This window comes from Mycobacterium sp. TY814, assembly GCF_030755175.1.
In the GTDB taxonomy this organism is placed as follows: domain Bacteria; phylum Actinomycetota; class Actinomycetes; order Mycobacteriales; family Mycobacteriaceae; genus Mycobacterium.
Window position 1 is genome coordinate 2689058 of the sequence record NZ_JAUFRY010000001.1, and the last position, 23102, is coordinate 2712159.

Consider the following 23102-nt stretch of genomic DNA (forward strand, 5'->3'; position numbering starts at 1 on the left):
CGCAGCCTAAGGCTCCAGAACGACTTTGCCGAGCACGCCGCCGTCGTCCAGACACTGCAGCGCGGCACGGGCCTCCGAGAGCGGATAACGCTGCGGCGGAGGCGGTTTGAGCCCGAGCGAGACCAACTGGTTGAGGCCCGAGGAGAACAGCACCGCCGAGCCGGGGACCTTGTTCAGGTATTCCCCCCACGCCACGCCCAGCACGCCGATGTTGCGCAGCAACAGGCGATTGACCGTCAGAGTCGGGACACTGCCCGCGGCGAATCCGATGACCAGCAGCTTGCCGTCGATGGCCAGCGCGCGGATCGCGTCGTCGAAGGTCCGGCCGCCGATCGGGTCCACGACGATGTCGACGCCCTGGCCGTTGGTGTACTCGTGTACCTGCTCCACCCAGCCGTCAGTCAGGTGCAGCACCCGGTCGGCACCGAGCGCGGCGACGTAGTCCATCGCGGTTTCGCGGTGCACCACCCCGATCACCTGGCTCGCGCCCATCGCCTTGGCGATCTGGACGGCGGCCGTGCCCACCCCACCGGCGGCGCCGAGCACCAGCACCGTCTGGCCGGGGCGCATCACCGCGCGGCGGGACAGCGCGAAGTACATGGTGTTGTAGTTGACCAGCAGCGACACCGCTTCGGCGTCGTCGAGCTCGGTGGGACTGCGGATCACGTGCGAGACCGGAACGGCCACCTGCTCGGCGTAGCAGCCCAGCACCCCGAAAGCCGAAACCCGTTCTCCCACACGGAAACCCGAATCAGCTGGGGCCGACCGCACCACCCCGGCACATTCCATGCCGGGGACGAACGGCGGCGGCAGCTTCAGTTGATATTTGCCCTTGGTCAACAGCAGGTCCGGGAAGCAGACGCCCGCGGCGCGTACCTCGATGACGATGTTGCCACCGCCATCGGATACGTCGTCGATGTCTGTATAGACTAAGCCGGCTGGCCCGGAAAGCTCTTGAACAACAGCGGCTTTCATTAAAGTTAGAGCTTGAATCCAGCTTTGGTCGCCGCCGAGAGGTCGGTGATCTCACCCCAGTGGTCCGCGACATCCTGAACCGTGGGCGGCTTGTCAAAGTTGGCGCCCTCGTTGCCGAACAACGCCACGCGCTGCACTTTGCCGCCGCCGACGACGAACACCGATCCGTTGTCGGCGTTCTCCTCGGTGCACAGGTAGGCCACCACCGGCGCGACGAACTCCGGCGTCAGCTTCTCCAGCACCTCCTTGGGCATGATGTCCTCGGTCATCCGGGTCGCGGCAATCGGGGCCACGGCGTTGGAGTGGATGTTGTACTTGGCCCCCTCCAGCGCCAGCGTGTTGATCAGGCCCACCAGGCCCAGTTTGGCTGCGCCGTAGTTGGTTTGGCCGAAGTTGCCGAACAGGCCGCTGGTCGAGGTGGCGACCACGACCCGGCCGAAGCTCTGCTCGCGGAAGTGCGGCCACGCCGCGCGGATGACGTTGTATCCGCCGTACAGGTGCACCTTGAGGACGGCGTCCCAGTTCTCCGACGTCATCTTGTGGAAGGTGCCGTCCCGCAGGATGCCGGCGTTGCTCACCACACCGTGGACGGCGCCGAACTCGTCGAGCGCGGTCTTGATGATGTTGGCGGCGCCGTCCGCCTCGGCGACGCTGTCGTAGTTGGCCACCGCGCGACCCCCGCCGTCCCGGATCTCGGCGACCACCTGGTCGGCCATCGCCGAGCCGGCGCCCGTGCCGTCCCGGGCTCCGCCGAGGTCGTTGACGACCACGCTGGCGCCCTCCCGGGCGAGGGTGAGGGCGTACTCGCGGCCCAGTCCCCCACCGGCTCCGGTAACTACGACGACACGATCCTGCACTCCGGGCATCAGTTTCCTCTCTGGTGGCTATCAGGGTTGAGCGCCGGCACCAGGGACCTGGTGCCGGCGAGGGCGAAAGTCGGCGGCTAGAACAGCTTGCGCGCCAGCTTGAAGGCCCGCTCGGTGTACGGCGGGTAGATCATGGCGGAGAAGTCGGGGCGGGTCGGCTTGGTCAGCACCGACTTGCGGTGGCTGAACTCGTCGAAGCCCCACTTGCCGTGGTAGGCGCCCATGCCCGACGATCCGACGCCACCGAACGGCAGCTTGGCCGTCGACACCTGGAAAGCGAGGTGGTTGATCAGCATGCCGCCGGCGGGCACCTCTTTGATGAACCGCTCGCGGGTCGCCTTCGACTTGGTGAACAGGTACGCCGACAGCGGCTTGGGCCGGGCGTTGATGAAGGCGATGGCCTCGTCCAGGTTCTTGACGGTCAGCACCGGCAGGATCGGCCCGAAGATCTCGTTCTGCATCAGCGACCCGTCCGGAGCGGGGTCGACAACCACGGTCGGCTGGATCCGCAGGCTGGACGCATCGCGCTTGCCGCCAACGGCGACCTTCGACGTGCCGTCCGCCTCGGCCTCGGCGATGTAACCGCTCAACCGGTTGAACTGGCGCTCGTTGACGATGCGCATGCCGTCCTGGTTGTCCTTGGAACGGAACTTGGTGATGGAAGCGGCGATCTTGTCGACGAGTTCGTCGCGGATCGACGCGTCGGCCAGCACGTAGTCGGGTGCGACGCAGGTCTGTCCGGCGTTGAGGATCTTCAGCCAGGCGATGCGCTTGGCTGCGACGTCCACGTCGCCATCGGCCGCGACCACGACCGGGCTCTTGCCGCCGAGTTCCAGGGTGACCGGCGTCAGGTGCGGAGCCGCGCCCTCGTACACCTTGCGGCCGATCTCGGTGCCGCCGGTGAACATCACGCGGTCCAGGCCCTGCGCGATCAGCTCCTGGCTGACCATGCCGTCGCCCTCGACCACCGCGACCGCGTCCTTGTCCAGGTACTTCGGTACCAGCTCGGCCATCAGGTGCGACGACGCCGGGGCCAACTCCGACGGCTTGAGGATGACGGCGTTGCCCGCGGCCAGCGCACCGACGGCGGGACCCAGCGTCAGGTAGAACGGGTAATTCCAGGCGCCGATGATGAGCACGGTGCCGTACGGCTCGTACTCGACCCAGCCCCGGCCGGGCAGCTGCGGCGCCTCCAGCAACAGATACTTGCGGCGCATCCACTTCTTGAGCTTCTTCGCCGCATACTTGGCCTCGCCGGCGGTGGTGGCGATGTCGGCGATGAATGCCTCGACGTGGTTGCGGTCGAGGTCCTCGGCCAGCGCGGCGGCGATGGCGGGCTCGTTCTCCTCCACCAGCTTCGTCAGCTGCTCGAGCTGGTGCTTGCGCCACTCGTAACTGCGGGTGCGCCCGGTGGCGAAAGTTTTGCGGAGCCGGGCCACGGTGTCGGCGACACTCGGTTGCGTGGCCGCGTGCCCGTTGGTGGGCCCGGTGGCGGCTTTCGGCAGGGAATCGGTGGTCATCGTTGTCCTTCCTTCCCCGAGGTGCCCGCAGCAGGTCGCGCGCGGTCGCTCATCGGTGATAACCGCGATCCTAGCCATCCGGCCCGGACAGCAATAGGACGGCAACCGGAAAGATCCGGTCAGGACTTGATTGCGACCACGAAGCCGTTCTGAAATGGTCCTGGCTCTTCTTGCGGTGGCCTGCCCAAGCGGATCGCCTCCTCGCGGGCGGTGACCGATTTGGTCGGTGTCGAGACCAGCAGGTCAGCGAACTCGTCCCGGATCAGCGGGGACTCGCATTACTGCCGCTCCGCCGTCACGAATTCGGAGAAGGCGTCCTTGTCGTCGGCCATCGGCACTTCGGCGACCCAGCGCCCCAGTCGCTGCATCTCGTCGCCGGAGCTCACGGCGGAGGCGCGCCAGCCGTGCTCGTTGAGCCAGTCGGCGACGGGCGCCCGATGCTCGTCGCGGTACATGAGCTCGCCGACGTCGATCGTCTCCTCCAGACCGATCCCCTCGGCGATCTTCTTGAACCGCTCCCGCATCTGCTCGCGCCGCTCGTCGGCGTGCGACGCCGCCGTCTCGGCGGCGATCCGGCTGCCCGGCGGGCTCAACTCGCCGACCAGGGTGAACAGCCTGTCCTGCGCCTCCGCGGGCAGGTACATCAGCAGACCCTCGGCCAGCCACGCGGTGCGCGCGCTCGGGTCGAAACCCGCCGCACGCAAGGCGGCCGGCCAATCCTGCCGAAGGTCAATGGCCACCGCGCGGCGGTCGGCCGACGGAGTCACACCGTTGTCGGCCAGGGTCGTGGACTTGTATTCGAGTACCTGCGGTTGGTCGATCTCGTAGACGGTGGTGCCGGCCGGCCAGTCCAGCCGGTAGGCGCGCGAGTCCAGACCGGACGCCAGAATCACCACCTGGCGGATGCCGGTGGCGACGGCGTCGGCGAAGAACGTGTCGAAGAAATTGGTCCGCACCGCCTGATAGCCGCGCATGTGCCGGACCATGGCGGCAGCTTCGGCGTCCAGCGTCTCCACCTTGGCCGCGACAGCCGGATCCAGCATGGCCTCCCACAGCACACCAGCGTTGGCGTTGGTGACCAGGAGCTTGGCGTACGGGTCGCGGATCAGCGCGTCGGGCTGTTCGGTCTCGACCGCCCGGGCCGCGGCGACCATCACCGCGGTGGTTCCGACGCTGGTCCTGATGTCCCAGGTGTCGTCGTGGCTGCGCAGCGTGCTCATTCGCGTACTCCTCGGATCAATCTGCTGGTGATGGCCTCATCGATCAGGTCCTGCGGTACCGGCCGGCCCAAACGAGCCATCTCCCGGTGGTTGTCGACACTGTGCACTTGCCAGCCGTGCTCGGCCAGCCACTGTGCAGGGTCGGAGCGGTGCGGCTCGTGATAGGTGAGTGCCTCGACGTCGACATCCAGACCCAGCCGGTCGCGCATCCGGTTCCACCGCTGTTTGTTACCGGTCAGCTTCAGGTTGAAGGCCTCGACGGCGAGCTGACTGCCCGGTGCGCTGAGCGCGGTGCACATCTCGAAAAGCCGGTCCTGCGCATCGCTGGGCAGATAGGCCAGCAGACCCTCGGCCAGCCATGCGGTGGGGCGGTCCGGGTCGAAGCCGGCGCCGGTCAGGGCGGCGGGCCAGTCATCGCGAAGGTCGACCGCGACGGCGCGCCTGGTCGCCGCGGGCTGCGCGCCGTGCGAACTCAGAATCCCGGCCTTGTACTCCAGCACCTTGGGTTGGTCAATCTCGTAAACCGTTGTGCCCGAGGGCCATTGCAGTCGGTAAGCCCGCGAGTCCAGGCCCGCGGCGAGAATCACGACCTGCCGGATGCCGGCCCCCGCAGCAGAAGCGGCGGTTTCGAAGAACTCGTCGAAGTAGTGGGTGCGAACCGCTTGATAGTCGCACCCGATGCGATGGATCCGCCGGCCGTGCTCGTCGCCGTCGAGCCATTCCATCTCGGCGTCGGCTAACCGGGCCCACGCCGGGCCTGCCGGGGACACCAGAAGTGCGGCGAACTCGTCGCGAATCAGGGGGTCGGGTCCGGCGGTCTCCACCGCGCGGGAGGCGGCAACCGCCAGCGCGGTGGCGCCGACACTTTCGGTGATGTGCCAGCTGTCGCCGGCTGTCCGTAGCGAGGGCGAGTCCAGATCAGTCATGACCCGACTATGCTACCTAATAAGTTAGGCAACCTATACGCTTTGTGCGTCAGGTCACCGGGATCAGACCTGGGCCCGCCACAGCGTGCCGGCGATCAACTGCTGCAGCGTTCCCAGGATGTTCTCCACTTCGGAGTAGCTGCCCACGAACCCGGCATAGAACCCGACACCGCACAACATCATCACCAGTGCCTCGGCCAGCACGGCCGCGTCGGTGTCGGGGGCGAGTTCACCGCTGGCAATGGCGTCGTCGATCGCCGAGACCAGGAACTCCCGGGTGATCGATATTGCGTCGTTGTCGTCCCGCCTCAACTCGGGGTGCCGTTGTGACTCCAGTACGGCCGTACTCAAAAATGCTGCGGTGCTGGGATTTTGAGCATCAGCCTCCGAAGCGACGGCGATGAAGGCGGCGAGCCGGCCGGCCAGGGTCGAGGCGCAGCGTGCCCGTTCGATACCCGCGAAGACGACGAGTTCGTTGGTCCGGTCGGCCACTTCGGTGTACAGCACCCGCTTGCTGGGGAAGTAGTGGTTGATCGCCGGGCGGGTCAGATCGGCCCGCACGGCGATCGCCTGGAACGTCGCTCCGTCGTACCCACGTTCGCTGAACACTTGACGCGCAGCCCTGACGATGCGCTTTCGTGTGTCATCTGCTTTTGCGGCGGGGGGACGCCCGGGTCCCCGACTTGCCAGTTGAGGCATTACTAGAGTGTGCCACCGCCACGGTGCGGCATCAGAGCGTTCGGCGGGATGCTACGGAACTTGCCAGCTTGGTAATCCTCCAGCGCCTCGATCACCTCGGCGCGCGTGTTCATCACGAACGGCCCGTAATGGAACACCGGCTCCCGGATGGGCCGTCCGCCCAGCAGCAACACGTCCAGCGGCTGCGCCCGGTGCGGTTGTGCGCTCACCGTGATCCGGTCCCCCGGCCCCAGCACGGCCAGCTGACCCTGCTTGACGGGATGACCGACCGGGCCCACCGACCCCTGTCCGGAGAGCACGTACACCAGGGCATTGAAGTCGCGGCCCCACGGCACATTCAGTCGAGCGCCGCTTTCGATCGTCGCGTGCGCCATGGTGATCGGCGTGTGTGTCACTCCCGGCCCACAGTGGCCGTCGATCTCCCCGGCGATCAGACGGATCAGCGCCCCACCGTCGTCGGAGGACAGCAATGCCGAGTCGGTGCCCTCGATGGCCTGGTACCGGGGTGCGGCGAACTTGTCGCGCCTCGGCAGATTCACCCAGAGTTGAATGCCGTGGAAGACACCTCCGCTGGTGACCATCTCGGCGGGCGGGGTCTCGATGTGCAGGATCCCGGATCCCGCCGTCATCCACTGCGTCGCGCCGTCACCGATCAGGCCGCCGCCGCCGTGGGAATCCTGATGGGCAAACTTCCCGTCGATCATGTAGGTGACGGTTTCGAACCCGCGGTGCGGGTGCCAGTCGGTGCCGCGCGGCTCGCCTGGCTCGTAGTTCACCTCACCCATCTGATCCATGTGGATGAAGGGGTCCAGCGCGGCGGTGCTGACCCCGGCGAAGGCACGGACCACCGGGAATCCCAGTCCTTCATAGCCCCGGGGACCGGTGGTGACCGATCGGACCGGCCTTTCGGTATCCGCCGGCCCGGCCGGGTTGACCCGCGGTAGGGCGAGTGTGTCTGCGGTGATAGCGGGCATGTGGGGCCTCCTCCAACTTGAGTTACCCCTATTAACCGGACCGCGGTCCGTTTATTCCGTGTCCCGGAGCTGCTAACCTCCGGGACATGCCGGAGGAGCCGAACGAGGCGCCCCCTGAGTCCGCCGGCGGCCGGTTCGGCGCCTCCATCCGAAACGCGGGCTACCTGCCCAAGTGGTTTCTGCTGGGCACCACGATCGGGGTCATCTCCGGCCTGGGCGCCGTCGTCTTCTACCTGGCTCTCACGTACACCGGCGAATTCCTGCTCGGCTATCTCGCCGGCTATCACGTCCCTACGCCGCTGGGCGAAGGGGGCCGGCGCGGGTCGAACGGGTTCATCCGGCCGTGGGCCATTCCCCTGGTGACGACGGGCGGTGCACTGCTCTCGGCGTTCGTCGTCGCCAAGTTCGCACCGGAGGCCACGGGCCACGGCACCGACGAGGCCATCGAGGCCGTGCACACCGATCCCCGCGCCATCCGCGCCCGGGCCGTCCTGGTGAAACTGGTGGCCAGCGCGCTGACCATCGGCTCCGGAGGCTCGGCCGGACGCGAAGGCCCCACGGCGCAGATTTCCGCCGGCTTCTCCTCGCTCCTCACGCGCCGCCTGGGCCTGTCCGATGAGGACGGCCGGGTAGCCGTCGCACTCGGCATCGGGGCGGGTATCGGGGCCATCTTCGCCGCGCCGCTGGGCGGGGCGGTCCTGGCCGCGTCCATCAGCTATCGCGACGACTTCGACTACCGCAGCCTGATACCCGGCTTCATCACCTCCGGCACGGCCTATGCGGTGCTCGGGTCCTTCCTCGGGTTCGATCCACTCTTCGGCTACATCGACGCTGAATACCGCTTCGAGCGGGCCTGGCCACTGCTGTGGTTCGTGGTGCTCGGTGTGGTGGCGGCGGCAGTGGGCTACTTGTATGCGAGGTTCTTCCACTCGACCGTCGCGCTCGTGCGCCGGCTGCCGGGTGGCCCGATCCTCAAGCCCGCGGCGGGCGGGTTGGCGGTCGGGCTGCTGAGATTGGTGATTCCGCAGATCTTGGGCAGTGGTTACGGCTGGGCCCAACTGGCGGCCGACCGCGACTCACTGATGTCCATTCCGCTGTGGATCATCCTCGTCCTGCCGGTCGCCAAGATCGTCGCGACGTGCCTGTCCATCGGCTCGGGCGGGTCAGGCGGCCTGTTCGGGCCCGGGATCGTGATCGGCGCCTTCGTGGGGGCGGCGATCTGGCGTCTCGGCGACCTGGCCGGACTTCCCGGTGTGCCGGAGCACCCGGGGATCTTCGTCGTCGTCGGGATGATGACCTGCTTCGGCAGCGTCGCGCGTGCGCCGCTGGCGATCATGATCATGGTCGCGGAGATGACGGGGTCATTCTCCGTGGTGCCTGGCGCGATCCTGGCCGTCGGCATCGCGGCGCTGCTGATGTCGCGGACCAACGTCACGATCTACGAGGCACAGCGGCTCGATCGGGCGGCAGCCGAAGCCGAGCGCGCGCAGGGCGATGCGCCGAACGTGAACTGACGGCGAGATTTTCGCGATTTTCTCGCCGTCAGTTCACGTTGGGCGTCTGCCTTGAGTGGCTACCGCGCCGCGTCGGCGGCGCTCTTTTCCGAGGTGGCGCCTTCGTGGGCCAGCTTGCCGCCGGCGCTCTCCAGGTGCGCACGGACGAACCACTGGAACTTCTCCAATTGCCCGGCCTGCCCGATCAGCAGATCCTGGGTGACCTGGTCGAGTTCGTCGGTCTCGTCGATGGCCTTGCGGATGTCCTCGATGACACCGGTGTAGACCAGGTCGAGCGCGGCCAGGTGGGCCTGGACGGTGTCGCGCCCCACCGAGTAGTCATCCCAGTCCCGGTCGTTGATGATGGCGTTCGGCGTGCCCTTCGGCGAAGCGCCCAGTGCCGCGATGCGCTCGGCCACGTCGTCCGCGTAGCCGCGCACCGCGTCTACCTGCGGGTCGATCATCTCGTGCACGCCAATGAAGTTGGGGCCCACCACATTCCAGTGGATGTGCTTGAGCGTCAAGTGCAGGTCGTTGTAGGTGCTGAGCTGCCGCTGCAGGATTTCGGCGAGCCGCGCGCCCTGCTTGTCGCTGAGCCCCGGAATCGTGAACTGCGTCATTGGATTTCTCCCTGAAATCTTTCGTTTGATGTCCTTTCTGCGAGTACCCGGTGAGGGAGGCGCTAACCCTGAGCCACGTCACAGTGGATGGATCTGCTGCACCGGCAGACGAGGCCCGCGTCGCGGTTCGTAGGCCAGGCCGCTGGCTTCCAACACCCGCACCACCCGGTGCCGGTGCGGCCGCATCGGTTCCAGCAACTCGAGCATGCCGGCGTCGTCGAGCGGGCGTCCGATCAGCGTCCAGCCGATCATCTTGGAGACGTGGTAGTCGCCGACCGACAGTGCATCGGCGTCACCGAACGCCCGCTGCGCGGTCTCGGCCGCGGTCCACACTCCGACACCCGGCAGCGACATCAGCGCCTGCCGCGCCTGCTCCGGCGGCAACCTCACCAGCCGTTCCAGCGACGACGCGCGTCGCGCACACCCCACCACCGTCTGGGCGCGTCCCGGATCGACGTTGGCGCGGTGAAACTCCCACGACGGGATGTAGCGCCACGCGTCCGCGGACGGCAGTACCCGCATACCGTCCGGTGCCGGCCCCGGTGCCGGGGTGCCGTACTTGGTCACCAGCAGCCGCCAGGCCCGGAACGCGTCGGCGCCGGGCACCCGCTGCTCTATCACTGCCGGGATCAGCGCTTCCAGCACCTGACCGGTGCGCCCCAGTCGCAGGTGGGGCACCTTGCGGTGGGCGGCGGCCACAGTCGGCTCCTGCGGCTGGAAATCCGACGCGTCGTCCTCGGCACCGAGCATCGCCGGAAACAACTCGGCGAACTCCGTCGCACCGGCACCCCAGGCCTGGCAGCGGGCCGTGTCGCGACCGACGCGGGTGATGCGCGCCGTGACCGGCCCGCTGGGCAGCAGGCTCGTCCGCCAAATGGAGCCGTCGCCACCGGCCCGGAAACAGGGGTCGCCGCGGCCTCGCCGCAGCGGCGCGAGGGTATGCCCGAAGCCGCCGGCCCCGGGAAACGTGACGTCGCGTGTGGTCTGCACCTCGATGACTCTTCCTACCGCACGGCACCGACCGAAGCCCGCGTTGATTGACCGTCAACTGTCCGCCGAGACAGGATGGGCCTGTGATGTTGCCGTGATGACGCCTTTCGACGACCCACAGGCCGAACTGGCATGGATGTTCCTGCAGAGCATGTGCGAGGGCGGAGACCTCGACGAAGGCTTCCAGCTGCTCAGCGACGACTTCACCTACTGGACCATCATCACGCGTGAGGAGTGGAACAAGGAGACCCTGCGGCGCGTCGTCGAACGGCGCAAGCAGGTCCTCGAGATCAACATCGATCTGCGGCGCTGCGTCAACGAGGGCGAGACGGTGGTGGTCGAAGGGCAGGTCTACGGCGCCACCGCCGACGGCACCGAGTACGACAGCCCGTTCGTCTGCATCTTCGACACCCGCGACGGCATGATCGTGTCACTTCGCGAGTACACCGACACCCAGGCGCTGGCGCGGGTGTTTCCCTGACCTGTTAGCCGACGGTGATCTCGGCTTTGTTCGGATAAAACGCGACGTGCCCGGCGATCGCCCCGACCGCGGGGTAGGGCTGTTCGTAGGTCCAGATCGCGTCCTTGACGGTGTCGCCGGCCGAGGTGGTCACGCTGTAGTAGCTGGCCTCACCCTTGAACGGGCAGTAGCTGGTGGTGTCGGTCCTGGTGATCCGCTCCTGCACCACATCCGTCAACGGAATGTATTGCACCAGAGGTAAAGTCGCCTCCTGCAAGCCCAGCGCGGCGGTGGTGTCGGCGACCAGTTCACCGTTGACGCGTACCTGGACGCGGCCCTGCGTCGGCTCGATCGTGATCGGGTGACCTGCGTTCGGTTCTTTGATTTCCGGATGGCTCATGCGAAGTGCAACGCCGTCGGGGCGCCGGCATTCCCGTCAGTAGGCATAACGGTGATACTGCGCCATCGTCCGCAACACCGGCACCCGCGCCATCATCCGGCCCATCCACCTGAACACGGGGGGCACCAGGTCGAAGGTGTCGCTGTCGAACACCGATTCCCACGCCACCAGCCGGACACCCGGAACCGCATCGAGGATGTCCGACGGTCCGTCGATCCCCCAGTACAGGGTCGACCCGGAGCGGCGGACCACGGAGTTGATCATCTGCGTGCGAATACCAAACGTGTTGAACGCGTCGAATTGCAGTTCGCCGCAAGGGAATCGGTCGACCACGCGGCGCAACAGCGGCAGACCGTCGGCCTTGGTCAGATACATCGTCAGACCTTCGCCGAGGAACAGGGTGGGACGGTCGGCTGGTATGTCGGCCAGCCAGTGCGGGTCGGTCACCGAGGCCGCGACCGTGCGGCAGTGCTCGCGAGGGGGATAGAGCCGCTCGTACAACTCGATCACCGCCGGGTAGTCGATGTCGTACCACCGCACGCCCGGGCCCGGATCGAGCCGATGGACCCTGGCATCCAGGCCGCAGCCGACATGCAGCACCGTCGCCTCGGGATGGGCGGACAGAAACTGCCGGGTCCAGTTGTCGAAATGGGCGCTGCGCACCGCTACCGACGGGGCCCGCCGCGCGGTGATAGTCGTTGCGGCCCAGTCGTAGTCGATGCGTGCCACGGCCGCCTTCGCGTACTCGTCGTGCAGGATCGACGTGGGCGAGTCGGCGTCGAGCGCCTTGGCATACAGCGTCGCGAGCATGGTCTGAGGTGGCCCGTGGAGGTCCACGTGAACACGTTCCATCACCCCGAGCCTATTCGGGTGCGGCAGCCTTCTTCGCGGCCTTTCGCATACCGGCCCAGAAGCGGGCCGCCTCCCGGATCGATTCCTCCACCGGCCGTGGTTTCCAGCCCAGTTCGCGTACCGCCTTGCTGTGGTCGACCGGGGCTTCGGCCCGCATCATCCGCACCGAGTCGAGGCTCAGTTCGGCGTCCTTGCCGGTCAGCCGGGCCCGCAGGCTGCCGAACGCGCCCAGGGCATAGAGCACCGGCACCGGTATCGACCGCTGCGGTGGCCGGACCCCGGCCTCGTCGGCCGCGATGCGCACCACGTCGGACAGGGCCATCATGCGTTCGGAGATCAGGTACTTCTCGCCGTTGCGGCCGCGCTCGGCGGCCAGAATCATTGCCCGGGCCGCGTCGTCGACGCCGACCACCTCCAGCTGGATGCCGCTCATCTGGAACGGCAGCTTGCCGAAGACGGCGCCGGCGATGAAGGCGCCGTGCGGCGTGCGACCCCAGTCGCCGCTGCCGTACGTGGTCGAGACGCACATCGCGACGGCCGGCAGGCCGTAGTCGGCGACGTAGCGCATCACCAGGTCCTCGGCCTGCACCCGCGACTGGACGTAGGGGGTGACCTTACGTGCGCCGATCCGGTCGGCTTCGGAGGCGACGTGACCGTGCCGGCGGTCCACCGAGGCATACGTGCTGGTGAAGACGAACCGGTGCAAATCAAGCTCTTTCGCGACGTCGAGCACGTTGCGCAAGCCCTCGACGTTGGTGCGGAACAGCGGTGCCGGGTCGCGCAGCCAGGCGCGGGTGTCCACCACGCAGTAGTAGACGTCGTCGCACCCGTCCATGGCTTCGCGCACCGTGGCGGTGTCGAAGATGTCGCCCTGAAACCTCGTCACCTCAAGGTCGTCGATCGCGCGGGTGTTGGCGGTGGGCCGCACCATCACGCGCACGTCATGGCCGTCCTCGACCAGCAGGCGGGTCACGTGCGACCCGAGGAAACCGTTGGCACCGATGACCAGTTTCGGCTTACCGCTCACTGCGCTCCCCCGTATTGCTTCATGAAGGCGGCGGCGTCGTCGTCGAGGTTGCCGCATTCCTGCGCCTTGCGGCACCACTTCAGCGCGGCCTGCACGAAGCGCAGCGGGTTGTAGATGTCTTCCTGGCGGCGCCACAGGCCGTCGCCGGCGTAGGTGATGATCGAGATGTTGGTCGCGGTGATCACGCTGCCGTCGCCCGGGTCGCGCATCGGGTTGTCGAGTTCCATGATGATCCGCCCGGTCGGTTCGTCGATGACCGACCACAGTGACGGGAACTCCACCATGTGGCTGCCCGGGAATGCCGTCATGGTCCGCTTGATCCAGGTGCGGACCTCGTCTCGCCCGTGCATGGTGCCGGCCGCGTGCTCGATGTATTCGACATCGGGGGTGTAGTGCTGCACCCAGGCGTCCCAGTCGTGCGTTTCGGCGGCTCTGGCCACGGTCTGTTCGAACTGCGCGAAGGCCGCCGCCAGTTCACTTTTGGGGAATTCCGGGCCGCTCACGAGCCGTTACACCTCACGGGCGGAGTGTAGCCTGGGGGCGTTATCGGCCCCGGGCCGGTTAGGAGGACAGCAATGACGAGCACGCAAAAGGCCATCCTCGCGGGTGGCTGCTTCTGGGGCATGCAGGACCTGATCCGCAGGCAGCCCGGTGTGGTCTCCACCCGCGTCGGCTACAGCGGTGGCGACGTGCCCAACGCGACTTACCGCAACCACGGCACCCATGCCGAGGCGGTGGAGATCGTCTTCGACCCGTCGGCCACCGACTACCGCACCCTGTTGGAGTTCTTTTTTCAGATCCACGACCCCACCACGAAAAACCGCCAGGGCAACGATCGCGGCATGAGCTACCGCTCGGCGATCTTCTATCTGGACGACGAACAGAAGCGGGTGGCGCTGGACACCATCGCCGACGTCGAGGCGTCCGGATTATGGCCGGGCAAGGTGGTCACCGAGGTCAGCCCCGCGGGCGACTTCTGGGAGGCCGAACCCGAGCACCAGGACTACCTGCTGCGCTACCCCAACGGCTACACCTGCCACTTCGTGCGGCCGGGCTGGAAGCTGCCGCGACGGGCCAAGGCTACTCAGTAGCTTCGGAAGGAAGGCGCCTGACCACAATTTGGCCGCCGTCTTTCGGCACGAACGCCACCCCCCGGCCGTGCCACGCCTCGTCCGGCGCGGTGGTGGGTTCGATGACGAACTGGCGCAGCACCGTTCGCAACACCACGTCCATCTCCATGTTGGCGAATGCGGCGCCCACGCAGCGCCTGGTGCCGCCACCGAACGGGATCCAGGCGAACGCGGGCGGTTTGTGACCGATATACCGTTGCGGATCGAAGCGCCCGGGGTCGGGGAAGACGTCCGGATTCTGGTGTATCCGGCCGATATTGACGATGATCGAGTACCCACGCGGTATCACCCACTCACCGAGTCGGTAGGTCTCCGGGTAGACGTGCCGGCCGGCGAGGTCGATGACCGTCCGGGCCCGCTGCACCTCGAGAATCGTGGCCTGCCGCAGCTCACTGCCGCCGTTGCGGGCTTCTTCGACGAGATCGGCCAGCAGCGCGGGGTGGCGGGTGATTCGCTCGAAGGCCCACGCCAGCGTCGAGGCGGTGGTTTCGTGTCCGGCGGCCAGCAGCGCCAGCAGTTCGTCGCCAATGTCCTTGCGGGACATCACCGAGCCGTCGTCGTAGGTGCTGCGCAGCATCAACGCCAGCACGTCGGTGCGATCGGCGAAGTTGGGATCTGAACGTTCCCGGTCGATCAGTTTGTCGATGACCACGTCATACTTCTGCCGGAATTCCGACAGCCTGCCCCACGGACTGAATCGACCATAGTCGCGCTTGGGCTTGGGTACCGCGGCGAGCCGGGAGCCCAGCGTCACCCACGGCGGAATGATCGTGCGCAACTCGTCGAGTTCTGCTCCCTCGGCACCGAAGACCGCGCGCAGGATGGCGTTCAGGGTGATGTGCATCATCGACGGCAACGTCGCGAACGACTGCCCCTGCGGCCAGCCGGCAGCCTCGCGCAGCGTCTCCTCCTCGATGATCGCCTCGTAGTTCTTCATGCTCTTGCCGTGGAAGGGGGGCGCCAGCAGACGGCGCCGACGGCGGTGGTCGTCACCTTCGAGCCCGAAGACCGATCCCGACCCGAACATCCGGCTGAGGTTGGGCTGGATGTTGCCGAGTTCATCCGGGCTGGTGGTGAAGACCTGTTTGGCCAGCTGGGGATCCGACACCATCACCATGTGGCCGTACATCGGGATGTGCATGGTGACGGCGGGGCCGTAACGTTCGGTCACACGTCGCAGCATCCCCTTGCGCGAGAACGCGAAGATCATGCCTTGCAACAGCTTCGGGATACGGGTGGCCGGCGGCAGCTTGACTTCGGACACTGCGCGGGCATCGATTGCTTGGCTCACGGAAGTGCGACTCCCTACGTTATGCCCCCATACCGAGGGTTGGTACTGCGGTGTACCAAGGGCTTTCCCTGTACGGTACTCTGTGGTACCAAAGGTGACAAGCGAAGGGCCCCGACCGTGACCGCTCTGGCTGATGACGGGGAACCCGATCCGTTCCGGCAGCGGCTGCTCGACGGCCTGGCCGCGTCGATCCGCGAACGCGGGTATCGCGCCACGACGGTCGCCGACATCGTCCGGCATGCCCGTACCTCCAAGCGCACGTTCTACGACCAGTTCACCAGCAAGGAACAGTGTTTCCTCGACTTGCTGCGGGCCGAGATCGAACTCCTGGCCGAGGACATCCGGATGGCGGTCGACCCCGACGCCGACTGGCATCAGCAGATCCGCCAGGCCGTCGAGGGCTATGTCGGCAACATCGAGTCCCGGCCGGCCATCACGCTGAGCTGGATTCGCGAACTGCCCTCGCTGGGCGACTACGCCCGCCCGGTTCAGCGTCAGGGACTCGAGCTGCTGACCGGCCTGCTGGTTAATTTGAGTGGGAGTCCGGGATTTCAGCGCGCGAACCTGCCGCCGCTGACCGTTCCGCTGGCAGTGATCCTGGTGGGGGGCTTGCGGGAGTTGGTGGCGCTGGCCGTCGAGGACGGCCGGCCGGTGCGGGAGATCGTCGAACCGGCCGTCGACGCCTCCGTTGCGCTGCTCGGGCCGCGACACTGAAATGCCCTGCTTCCAACGCATTTGAGTGTGCCTCTACGCCGATACCAGCGCGGGAATCCCGTGCTGGACGCACACTCGACGCCGTGCCCGCACACTCGACCGCCGGGGCGGGGCTACGCTCCAACGATGCGCCTCTCCACCCGCAATCAACTGAAGGGCACCGTCACCGAGGTCAACCTCGGCAGTGTCATGGCGATCGTCAAGATCCGATTGGACGGCGGCGATCAAATCGTCACGTCGTCGATCACCAAAGACGCCGCACTCGACCTCGGGCTCGAAGTCGGCCAGCAGGCGACGGTATTCATCAAGTCCACCGAAGTCACGATCGGCGTCGAATGACGGCCACCATGCGCGCCGAGCGCTTCTACGCCGACACCAAACGCGTTGTGCTGGAAGATGTTCCCATCCCCGAGCCCGGGCCGGGCGAAGTCCTGGTCAAGGTGGCGTTCTGCGGGATCTGCCACTCGGACCTGAGCCTGATCAACGGAACGTTCCCGGCCCAGGCGCCGGTGGTGACCCAGGGCCACGAAGCCTCGGGCACCATCGCCAAACTCGGGCCGGACGTGACCGGCTGGTCGGAGGGCGACCGCGTGGTGGTCGCGGCCGGGCGCCCCTGCCTGACGTGTCCGAACTGCCGTCGCGGCGACCTGTCGAACTGCCTGCGGATCCAGTTGATGGCGTTCGCCTATGACGGCGCGTGGGCCGAGTACACGATGGCGCAGGCGGTGGGTCTGACCCGGGTACCCGACAACGTTCCGCTGGAGCAGGCCGCCATCCTGGCCGACGCGGTGTCCACGCCGTTCGGCGCCGTGGTCCGGACCGGCAAGGTCGCGATCGGGGAATCGGTCGGGGTATGGGGCGTCGGCGGGGTCGGCACCCATATCGTCCAATTGGCCAAGCTGGTAGGCGCGGTGCCGGTGATCGCCCTCGACATCAACCCGGCCGTGTTGGACCGCGCGCTGGAAATCGGGGCCGACTATGCCTTCGACACCCGAGACGACCAGTTGCAGGACAAGATCGCCGAGGTCACCGGCGGCCGGAAACTGGACGTCGCGTTCGACGCCGTCGGACTGAAGGTGACGTTCGAGCAGGCGCTGGAATCGCTGACCGCCGGCGGCCGCATGGTGGGCGTGGGCATGAGCGCGGAGTCACCGACCGTCGGGCCCACCGCGATGTTCGGGCTGAGCCGCAAGCAGGCGCTCGGGCATCTCGGCTATCAGAACGTCGACATCGAGACCCTGGCCAAGCTGGTTTCCTATGGGCGCCTTGATCTTTCGCGATCCATCAGCCAGGTCATCCCGCTGCAGGACATCCACGCCGGCATCGAGATGCTGGAGCGCCAGGAGGGCAACCCGATCAGGATCCTCGTCAAGCCCTGAGAAACGCGCGCAGCCTGTCGAGCACCAGATCGGGACGCTGGCTGACGATCCAGTGGCCCACGCCCTCAACCAATTCGACCTCGAAATCGGTGATGTGGTCGGCATATCCGTCGATCAGGTCGGGCGTGATCACCGGGTCCTCGACACCGGAGAGCCAGCGCACCGGCACCTCGACCCGCGCGTCATCGAATTCCCCTCGCATCCAGCGCAGCATCTCTCCGGTCTGGAATGACCGGTACCACCGGGACCCGGCCTCGGCGTGCCCGGGCTGGCGCATGCAGTCGATATAGAGCCGGATGTCCTCGTTGGGCATTGCGAAGCCGCCGCCGACCCAGCCGAGCAGGAGACGGGCGAAGCGCGCCTTGGGATCGCTGAGCAGTCGCGGCCCGATCACCGGAAGCGAGATCGGGATCTGGTACCAGAGTCGCCAGATGTTGCGGACCGACGACAGATCGCGCTTCACCCAGGGCGCGACGGTGTTCATCCCGAAGAAGCCAGTCACCCGGTCGGGGTGGCGCAGCATAAGAATGAAGGCCACCGGCCCGCCCCAGTCGTGCGCGGCGAGCTTGACCGTGGCGATGCCGAGTTTGTCCAGCACCGCCAACAGGTCGCCGGCCATCTCGTCCTTGGTGTACGTCGACCGTGGCGCGGAACTCCAGCCCGCACCGCGCAGGTCGGGGCACAGCACCCGGTAACCATCGGCGGCCAGCGGGCCGATCAGCGCGTGCCACTCCCACCAGTTCTCGGGGAAGCCGTGCACCAGCATCACGGCCGGTCCGTCGGTCGGGCCGGCGTCGGCGACATGGATGGTGACACCGTCGCCGACATCGATGAACCGGTGTTCGACGCCCTCGAGGACGGGCAGGGAGATGGTCATGGTCAAAGAACCTACGTCAGGAATCGCTCGACGTAGGGCGCGAACCGGGTTCGCAGGTCGTCTTCGGCGAGCCCGAACATCTCGTATGACGTGGCCACGGTGCCCAGCCGCCCGCGCTGATGACCGGCCAGGTAGCCGCTGATGGCCGTGCGCGCCGCGTCGATGAAGGGTTCGCCGGCCAGCGCGTAAACCCGCTCGGCCGTGCCGAGTTCGTCGGCCATGAAGTCGTCGAAGCGGACGTCGACGGTACGGTCCGGGCCGATCACATCGCGATCCCGAACCAGCGCATTGAGCATCTGTTCGAGGCGGTCGATCCAGTACCCGGCAATCTCCTCGACCGGAACCGGGGCGCGGTGCATGCGCGCGGAATAGGTGATCATCGCGACCATCGACAGCGCAACCGGCACCGGGTCTCGGTGGGTGAAGACGACGATGCTGTCCGGGAAAACGCGATTGAGCACCGGCACCTGTTCGAGATGCTGGGGCGACTTCAACAACCAGCGCTCGCCGCCGCGCAGGAACTGCATCGCCCTGAGTTGGGTGGCGAGATAGTGGTAGTGCGGCGTCTGATCGTGGGACTGGTAGTAGTCACGCCAGGCGGGAACATGGGCCAGCGTCTCGAACAGCATCGTCGAAAAGTCGTTGGCCAGCAGCTGGATTTCTTCGTGGACGTGATCTGTGGTCATCTCATGCATGAGCGCGAAATGCGGCATCACCAGGTTGATCACACTGACTGCAACGTCCATGCGTGCGCGCCGCGGATCCGGCTCGGTGCCGGTTTCCGACGGCAGCGGAAAGGGTTCGTTGCTCTCCCAGTAGGGCATGGTGCGGAAGGTGGGCGCCGAGGCCAGCAGGTTGTGCAGGTGAGTGGTGCCGGTGCGCGGCAGTCCGGCGATCACCACCGGCGAGCGCAGTTCGATGTCGTTGATCTCGGGGTGGCGGCGCAACAGGTCGGCCAGCAGCAGCCGGTTCTTCAGCAACTGCAGCAGCTGCCCATAGAAGTTGACCACCCCGGCCGGGTGCAGTCCGTCGATGTCGCGCAACGCGGATAGGTAAACGTCGAGCCGTTCCCGGTAGTCGGCCGGACCGAAATCGTGCAGCCCGGTGTCGGCACTTGCTTTGGCGCACAACGCCTCAGCATCCAACGGACAGTCGGGCGCCAACGCGGCCATCATGTCCAGGATGGGCTGCGCTTCAGCGCTGAAGCGGGGCTCGGCCAGGTCTGTCAAGCGAACGGGTTCGGTCACGGCGACTTATGTTACTCTGAGTTTCGTAATGGTAGAAGAGTCTGGCCGGCCCCGCGATCCGCGCATCGACGCGGCGGTCCTGAGCGCCACCGTCGAGTTGCTGGCCGAGACGGGTTACCCGGGGTTGCTGGTCTCCGCGATCGCCGGGCGCGCCGGCACCAGTAAGCCCGCGATCTATCGGCGCTGGGCGAGCAAAGCGCACCTCGTGCACGAAGCGGTGTTCCCGATCAGCGCCTCGACCGAAATCCCCGACACCGGCTCGCTGCGCCAGGATCTGCGCGAAATGGTCTGCCGCACAAGGGACGTACTGAGCACTCCGGCCGCCAGGGCGGCACTGCCCGGCCTCATCGGCGAGATGGCCGCAGACCCCACCCTGCATTCGGCGCTGCTGGAGCGTTTCGCCGGCCTGATCGGCGGCGGGCTCCACGACCTGCTCGCGAAGGCTGCGGCACGCGGCGAGGTTCGCTCCGACGTGACCGCCGCCGAGCTCGCCGAAGCGGTGGCCGGCGTGACACTGCTCGGCCTGCTCACCCGAGTGGAACTCGACGACACCTGGATCGACCGCACTACGACGTTGCTGCTGAGAGGAATTGGCGCATGACGCACGAATCGACGACGGCCTGGCGAGAGCTGGTCGCCACCCTGGGCGAACTCGACCGTTCCTTCCTCGAGGGCGATCGTGCCGTGACAGACGACCGGCATGTCGCCGACGGGTACCGCATGCTCGGCGCCACGCTCGGGGTGGCGCTGGACAGCTACCTGTTCCCGGAACCGGGTCGCCCGCAGTTCGTCGCGGTGAACACCCCGTTCCGGCGAGATCGCCGATGGGGCGGCGACAATACCGACGCCTATTACTACATGTGCCCGGTCGACCCGGACCGCCGTTACCGCATCAGCGGCAATAAGGGTGACAGCGTGTACTTTTCGGTGACGGCGTACAACGAGCCGTCACCGGGCGCCTGGTCGGACCGCGTGGTTGCGATCGTCCGCGACACCGACCTCGACATCGACGCCGACGGCAACTTCTCCTTCGAATTCCCACCGACACCCGACGCTGCGGCCCTGATGACACGCGACTACCAGGCTGACCCGCTGACCGGCCGCCCCGTCGTCTGGAATATCGAGGCGCTCGACGGGCCCGAACCGATCCGGCACGGCGACTCAGAAACCGCGGCCCGGTTGCGCGCGGCAACCACGTGGTTGCGCACCATGTTCGCCATCGTGCCGCTGCCGGTCGGGACGCGCGCCGACGACGCTCATGCACTCGGCCACGAAGTCGCGCACGCCGCAAACGAATTCGCGGATCCCTACCAGGTTCCGGATGCCAACTTCGGCTGGTCGGCGCGCGATGCCTGCTACGCCTACGGCAGTTTCGTACTCGGGGAGGACGAGGCGCTGGTCATCACGCACCGCCCGCCGCCGTGCCGGGTCTGGAACATGGTGGTGTGGAACCAGTTCATGGCCACTTACGGCGCTTCGGACGCACGCTGCTCGGTCAACGGGCACAGCGCCGTGCCGAACGCTGACGGGTCGGTGACAATCGTCTTGTCGGCTGCGGGGACGGCTCATCCCAATTCGCTGGCCACACTGGGCTATCCGCGCGGGAACCTGGCGTTCCGCTGGTTCCTCGCCGACTCGGTACCGGCGCGTCCGGAGGTACAGCTGGTCAAGGTGTCCGAGGCGCCGACCACGCCCGCTTGACCCCTCGCCGAGCGTGAAGTGGGGCCGGGAAAATCACCAAAAAGCCACCCTCAGTTCACGTTCGGCGCTACGTGGCGCGCACCAACTCGATCGCCCGGCCCAGCGTGTCGAGCTTCTCGCCCAATGTCTCGCCCGCCGGATAGAGCCGCACCGTGGTCACCCCCGCATCGCGCCACACCGCCAGCCGGGCGCGCACCATCTCCTCGGTGCCGATCAAGGTGGTGGCAAGCACCATCTCGTCGGTGATCAGCGCGGCGGCTGCGGGCCGGTCGCCGGACTGCCAGCGTTCCCGCACCGCGGCGGCCACCTCGCTCCAGCCCTGCCGGCTGTAGGCCTGGTTGTAGAAGTTGGTGCTGGCCGAGCCCATTCCGCCGAGACTGAACGCGAGTTCCGACTTACGTCCGGCCACCATCTCGCGCAGGACGTCCTCGTCCGCCGCGAAGGCGACCTCGGCGCCCTGGCAGATGTCGAGGTCGGCGCGGGTGCGACCGGATGCGGCCAAACCCTCGTCCAGGTGGGCGAAGTAGGCCTGGTCGGCACCCTCGGGAACGAAGCTGGTGCCTAACCAGCCGTCGGCGAGTTGCCCGGTGAGTCGCAACATGGCCGGCGACAGAGTGGCCAGATAGATGGGAATCGGGTGTTCGGGTCGGGTGGACAACCGCATCGGTTTCGCCTCGCCGCCTGGTCGGGGGATCTGGAATTCCCGGCCGGAGTAGGAGATTTTGCCGCCCTGGAAGACCTGCCGGACGATCTCGACGGTCTCGCGGATGCGCGACAACGGCCTGTCGAAGGCGATGCCATGCAGGCCTTCGATCACCTGCGGCCCCGAGGCACCGAGGCCCAGCAGGAAGCGGCCCCCGGACAGGTTGGACAACGTGATCGCCGTCTGGGCGACCAGCACCGGCGACCGGGTACCGACTTGCATGACGCCGGAACCGAGCAGCATCGTGTCGGTGCGGGCCGCGAGATAGCCCAGCGCCGACGGGGCGTCAGCCCCCCACGCCTCGGCGACCCAGCACATGTCGAGCCCGAGCCGTTCGGCCTCGACCACGAAATCCACGGTTTCGGCCACGTGCGCGGTTGGGGCCGCGGACAATTCGACCGTGGTCGCAGTCCGCATCACCGCACCCCGTGCTCGGCCAGCCTCTTGATCGCCGCCAGCGTCTTGTCGATCGCGGCCTCGAACTCCCGCAGCCGGACGAACACGATCTTCTGTTCCTTGTCCGGCATCGCATCGATGGCGTTGGACAACCCCGAACGGCCGGGACCCATCTGCGTCCAGAACGAGAGCACGGTGCCTCCGTCGCGGGGGGTCAACCGGAATCGCCAGGTGGCTGCTGGGTATTCGGGTTCACCGACCGCCCAGGCGAATTCGCGGGGCCGGTCGAAGGAAACGATGTGTGACGTGGTGCTCCAGCGCCCGAACGCCTCGTGCTCGTTGTGCCCGACGAACCGGGCTCCGATCCGGGGTTCGCTGACTCCGTCCAGCCACGACACCGATTGCAGCTCGTTGCTCAGGGTCGGCATCAGCTCGATGTCGGAGACCAGGCTCCAGACCCGTTGCGGCTCGGCGTCGACCCAGGTCGAGGATTCCACCGTCGGTTTGTCCGCATAGCGCGCGCCGGTCCACTCCATTCGGCCCATTCTCCACCCAAGTCCACCCGAAAACGCAGTGAGACTGCGCCCAGGGATACCCGATGTCGAAATGACACACCCTGGGCGCAGTCTCGGCGCCGTCAGC

General features: G+C 67.0%; 26 protein-coding genes. 8 read left to right on the forward strand and 18 right to left on the reverse strand.

The genetic code is table 11. The features are described 5' to 3' along the window. Positions 1–6: 6 nt before the first annotated feature. From QXH22_RS11815 to QXH22_RS11845, 7 genes are all read right to left on the reverse strand, one after another. Entirely contained in the window at positions 7–975 is a 969-nt protein-coding gene (locus QXH22_RS11815) for an NADPH:quinone oxidoreductase family protein (RefSeq protein WP_306243323.1), read from the reverse strand. 5 nt (positions 976–980) lie between these two features. Further along, positions 981–1841, reverse strand: a complete 861-nt coding sequence (locus tag QXH22_RS11820; protein ID WP_306243325.1) for an SDR family NAD(P)-dependent oxidoreductase — start codon at positions 1839–1841, stop codon at positions 981–983. 77 nt (positions 1842–1918) lie between these two features. Continuing rightward, positions 1919–3361, reverse strand: coding sequence for an aldehyde dehydrogenase family protein (locus QXH22_RS11825; RefSeq protein WP_306275642.1), 1443 nt, complete (start codon positions 3359–3361; stop codon positions 1919–1921). A gap of 278 nt (positions 3362–3639) precedes the next feature. Continuing rightward, positions 3640–4572 carry a class I SAM-dependent methyltransferase gene (locus QXH22_RS11830; RefSeq protein ID WP_306244509.1) on the reverse strand — a complete coding sequence of 311 codons (933 nt, stop codon included), beginning with the start codon at positions 4570–4572 and terminating at the stop codon, positions 3640–3642. A gap of 5 nt (positions 4573–4577) precedes the next feature. Continuing rightward, positions 4578–5507, reverse strand: a complete 930-nt coding sequence (locus tag QXH22_RS11835; RefSeq protein WP_306275643.1) for a class I SAM-dependent methyltransferase — start codon at positions 5505–5507, stop codon at positions 4578–4580. Between the two features lie 63 nt (positions 5508–5570). Then, entirely contained in the window at positions 5571–6206 is a 636-nt protein-coding gene (locus tag QXH22_RS11840) for a TetR/AcrR family transcriptional regulator (protein WP_306243331.1), read from the reverse strand. A gap of 2 nt (positions 6207–6208) precedes the next feature. Further along, positions 6209–7180 carry a pirin family protein gene (locus QXH22_RS11845; protein WP_306275644.1) on the reverse strand — a complete coding sequence of 324 codons (972 nt, stop codon included), beginning with the start codon at positions 7178–7180 and terminating at the stop codon, positions 6209–6211. Positions 7181–7266: 86 nt separating this feature from the next. On the opposite strand from QXH22_RS11845, the gene QXH22_RS11850 reads away from it, so the two are divergent. Then, entirely contained in the window at positions 7267–8694 is a 1428-nt protein-coding gene (locus tag QXH22_RS11850) for a chloride channel protein (protein WP_306275645.1), read from the forward strand. Between the two features lie 59 nt (positions 8695–8753). On the opposite strand, the gene dps is transcribed toward QXH22_RS11850, so the two are convergent. Beyond that, on the reverse strand, positions 8754–9293 hold the full coding sequence (gene dps / locus QXH22_RS11855; protein ID WP_306243336.1) for a DNA starvation/stationary phase protection protein Dps: 540 nt from the start codon (positions 9291–9293) through the stop codon (positions 8754–8756). 78 nt (positions 9294–9371) lie between these two features. Next, entirely contained in the window at positions 9372–10283 is a 912-nt protein-coding gene (locus tag QXH22_RS11860) for a DNA-3-methyladenine glycosylase (protein ID WP_306275646.1), read from the reverse strand. Positions 10284–10380: 97 nt separating this feature from the next. On the opposite strand from QXH22_RS11860, the gene QXH22_RS11865 reads away from it, so the two are divergent. After that, positions 10381–10764: a nuclear transport factor 2 family protein gene (locus tag QXH22_RS11865; protein ID WP_306275647.1), complete on the forward strand. Its 384-nt coding sequence runs from the start codon at positions 10381–10383 to the stop codon at positions 10762–10764. Between the two features lie 4 nt (positions 10765–10768). Here QXH22_RS11865 and QXH22_RS11870 read toward each other — a convergent pair whose 3' ends face one another. The 4 genes from QXH22_RS11870 to QXH22_RS11885 are packed head-to-tail and all read right to left on the reverse strand — an operon-like array spanning position 10769 to position 13525. Further along, positions 10769–11143 carry a DUF427 domain-containing protein gene (locus QXH22_RS11870; protein ID WP_306243341.1) on the reverse strand — a complete coding sequence of 125 codons (375 nt, stop codon included), beginning with the start codon at positions 11141–11143 and terminating at the stop codon, positions 10769–10771. A gap of 36 nt (positions 11144–11179) precedes the next feature. Next, on the reverse strand, positions 11180–11995 hold the full coding sequence (locus QXH22_RS11875; RefSeq protein WP_306275648.1) for a class I SAM-dependent methyltransferase: 816 nt from the start codon (positions 11993–11995) through the stop codon (positions 11180–11182). 10 nt (positions 11996–12005) lie between these two features. Then, the gene (locus QXH22_RS11880) at positions 12006–13022 is read right to left on the reverse strand and encodes an NAD-dependent epimerase/dehydratase family protein (protein WP_306243345.1); all 1017 of its coding nucleotides are present in this window, start codon (positions 13020–13022) and stop codon (positions 12006–12008) included. Then, positions 13019–13525 carry a nuclear transport factor 2 family protein gene (locus QXH22_RS11885; RefSeq protein ID WP_306243347.1) on the reverse strand — a complete coding sequence of 169 codons (507 nt, stop codon included), beginning with the start codon at positions 13523–13525 and terminating at the stop codon, positions 13019–13021. The genes QXH22_RS11880 and QXH22_RS11885 overlap by 4 nt, the downstream gene beginning before the upstream one ends. 72 nt (positions 13526–13597) lie before the next feature. Between QXH22_RS11885 and msrA the strand changes: the two genes are divergently transcribed. Further along, positions 13598–14113: a peptide-methionine (S)-S-oxide reductase MsrA gene (msrA, locus tag QXH22_RS11890; RefSeq protein ID WP_306243349.1), complete on the forward strand. Its 516-nt coding sequence runs from the start codon at positions 13598–13600 to the stop codon at positions 14111–14113. On the opposite strand, the gene QXH22_RS11895 is transcribed toward msrA, so the two are convergent. Then, positions 14103–15443, reverse strand: coding sequence for a cytochrome P450 (locus QXH22_RS11895; RefSeq protein WP_306243351.1), 1341 nt, complete (start codon positions 15441–15443; stop codon positions 14103–14105). The two genes, msrA and QXH22_RS11895, sit on opposite strands and share 11 nt — an antisense overlap. A gap of 117 nt (positions 15444–15560) precedes the next feature. Here QXH22_RS11895 and QXH22_RS11900 point away from each other — a divergent pair, with 117 nt between their 5' ends. From QXH22_RS11900 to QXH22_RS11910, 3 genes are all read left to right on the forward strand, one after another. Beyond that, on the forward strand, positions 15561–16157 hold the full coding sequence (locus QXH22_RS11900; RefSeq protein WP_306275649.1) for a TetR/AcrR family transcriptional regulator: 597 nt from the start codon (positions 15561–15563) through the stop codon (positions 16155–16157). A 126-nt stretch (positions 16158–16283) separates the two neighbouring features. Beyond that, entirely contained in the window at positions 16284–16496 is a 213-nt protein-coding gene (locus tag QXH22_RS11905; RefSeq protein WP_306243355.1) for a molybdopterin-binding protein, read from the forward strand. Further along, entirely contained in the window at positions 16493–17536 is a 1044-nt protein-coding gene (locus QXH22_RS11910; protein WP_306275650.1) for a zinc-binding dehydrogenase, read from the forward strand. Before QXH22_RS11905 ends, QXH22_RS11910 begins: the two co-directional genes overlap by 4 nt. On the opposite strand, the gene QXH22_RS11915 is transcribed toward QXH22_RS11910, so the two are convergent. Further along, positions 17526–18413, reverse strand: a complete 888-nt coding sequence (locus QXH22_RS11915; RefSeq protein ID WP_306243358.1) for an alpha/beta fold hydrolase — start codon at positions 18411–18413, stop codon at positions 17526–17528. The genes QXH22_RS11910 and QXH22_RS11915 overlap by 11 nt on opposite strands. 11 nt (positions 18414–18424) lie before the next feature. Further along, a complete protein-coding gene (locus QXH22_RS11920; protein ID WP_371934218.1) occupies positions 18425–19588 on the reverse strand; it encodes a sulfotransferase in 1164 nt (387 codons plus the stop codon). A 100-nt stretch (positions 19589–19688) separates the two neighbouring features. Here QXH22_RS11920 and QXH22_RS11925 point away from each other — a divergent pair, with 100 nt between their 5' ends. Further along, entirely contained in the window at positions 19689–20261 is a 573-nt protein-coding gene (locus QXH22_RS11925) for a TetR/AcrR family transcriptional regulator (protein WP_306243361.1), read from the forward strand. After that, positions 20258–21361, forward strand: a complete 1104-nt coding sequence (locus tag QXH22_RS11930) for a DUF1214 domain-containing protein (RefSeq protein WP_306275652.1) — start codon at positions 20258–20260, stop codon at positions 21359–21361. The genes QXH22_RS11925 and QXH22_RS11930 overlap by 4 nt, the downstream gene beginning before the upstream one ends. A gap of 67 nt (positions 21362–21428) precedes the next feature. On the opposite strand, the gene QXH22_RS11935 is transcribed toward QXH22_RS11930, so the two are convergent. Both QXH22_RS11935 and QXH22_RS11940 read right to left on the reverse strand, forming a co-directional pair. Next, positions 21429–22481 (reverse strand): LLM class flavin-dependent oxidoreductase, encoded by a 1053-nt coding sequence (locus tag QXH22_RS11935; protein ID WP_306243364.1) that lies wholly within the window; start codon positions 22479–22481, stop codon positions 21429–21431. After that, entirely contained in the window at positions 22481–22996 is a 516-nt protein-coding gene (locus tag QXH22_RS11940; protein ID WP_306243366.1) for an SRPBCC family protein, read from the reverse strand. Before QXH22_RS11940 ends, QXH22_RS11935 begins: the two co-directional genes overlap by 1 nt. Positions 22997–23102 lie beyond the last annotated feature (106 nt).

What these genes read in the sequence shown, in the direction of transcription:
- QXH22_RS11815 (WP_306243323.1), bottom strand. Translation starts at nt 975, where the DNA reads ATGAAAGCCGCTGTTGTTCAAGAGCTTTCCGGGCCAGCCGGCTTAGTC.
- QXH22_RS11820 (WP_306243325.1), bottom strand. Translation starts at nt 1,841, where the DNA reads ATGCCCGGAGTGCAGGATCGTGTCGTCGTAGTTACCGGAGCCGGTGGG.
- QXH22_RS11825 (WP_306275642.1), bottom strand. Translation starts at nt 3,361, where the DNA reads ATGACCACCGATTCCCTGCCGAAAGCCGCCACCGGGCCCACCAACGGG.
- QXH22_RS11835 (WP_306275643.1), bottom strand. Translation starts at nt 5,507, where the DNA reads ATGACTGATCTGGACTCGCCCTCGCTACGGACAGCCGGCGACAGCTGG.
- QXH22_RS11840 (WP_306243331.1), bottom strand. Translation starts at nt 6,206, where the DNA reads ATGCCTCAACTGGCAAGTCGGGGACCCGGGCGTCCCCCCGCCGCAAAA.
- QXH22_RS11845 (WP_306275644.1), bottom strand. Translation starts at nt 7,180, where the DNA reads ATGCCCGCTATCACCGCAGACACACTCGCCCTACCGCGGGTCAACCCG.
- QXH22_RS11850 (WP_306275645.1), top strand. Translation starts at nt 7,267, where the DNA reads ATGCCGGAGGAGCCGAACGAGGCGCCCCCTGAGTCCGCCGGCGGCCGG.
- dps (WP_306243336.1), bottom strand. Translation starts at nt 9,293, where the DNA reads ATGACGCAGTTCACGATTCCGGGGCTCAGCGACAAGCAGGGCGCGCGG.
- QXH22_RS11865 (WP_306275647.1), top strand. Translation starts at nt 10,381, where the DNA reads ATGACGCCTTTCGACGACCCACAGGCCGAACTGGCATGGATGTTCCTG.
- QXH22_RS11870 (WP_306243341.1), bottom strand. Translation starts at nt 11,143, where the DNA reads ATGAGCCATCCGGAAATCAAAGAACCGAACGCAGGTCACCCGATCACG.
- QXH22_RS11875 (WP_306275648.1), bottom strand. Translation starts at nt 11,995, where the DNA reads ATGGAACGTGTTCACGTGGACCTCCACGGGCCACCTCAGACCATGCTC.
- msrA (WP_306243349.1), top strand. Translation starts at nt 13,598, where the DNA reads ATGACGAGCACGCAAAAGGCCATCCTCGCGGGTGGCTGCTTCTGGGGC.
- QXH22_RS11905 (WP_306243355.1), top strand. Translation starts at nt 16,284, where the DNA reads ATGCGCCTCTCCACCCGCAATCAACTGAAGGGCACCGTCACCGAGGTC.
- QXH22_RS11910 (WP_306275650.1), top strand. Translation starts at nt 16,493, where the DNA reads ATGACGGCCACCATGCGCGCCGAGCGCTTCTACGCCGACACCAAACGC.
- QXH22_RS11915 (WP_306243358.1), bottom strand. Translation starts at nt 18,413, where the DNA reads ATGACCATCTCCCTGCCCGTCCTCGAGGGCGTCGAACACCGGTTCATC.
- QXH22_RS11920 (WP_371934218.1), bottom strand. Translation starts at nt 19,588, where the DNA reads ATGATGGCCGCGTTGGCGCCCGACTGTCCGTTGGATGCTGAGGCGTTG.
- QXH22_RS11925 (WP_306243361.1), top strand. Translation starts at nt 19,689, where the DNA reads ATGGTAGAAGAGTCTGGCCGGCCCCGCGATCCGCGCATCGACGCGGCG.
- QXH22_RS11930 (WP_306275652.1), top strand. Translation starts at nt 20,258, where the DNA reads ATGACGCACGAATCGACGACGGCCTGGCGAGAGCTGGTCGCCACCCTG.
- QXH22_RS11935 (WP_306243364.1), bottom strand. Translation starts at nt 22,481, where the DNA reads ATGCGGACTGCGACCACGGTCGAATTGTCCGCGGCCCCAACCGCGCAC.
- QXH22_RS11940 (WP_306243366.1), bottom strand. Translation starts at nt 22,996, where the DNA reads ATGGAGTGGACCGGCGCGCGCTATGCGGACAAACCGACGGTGGAATCC.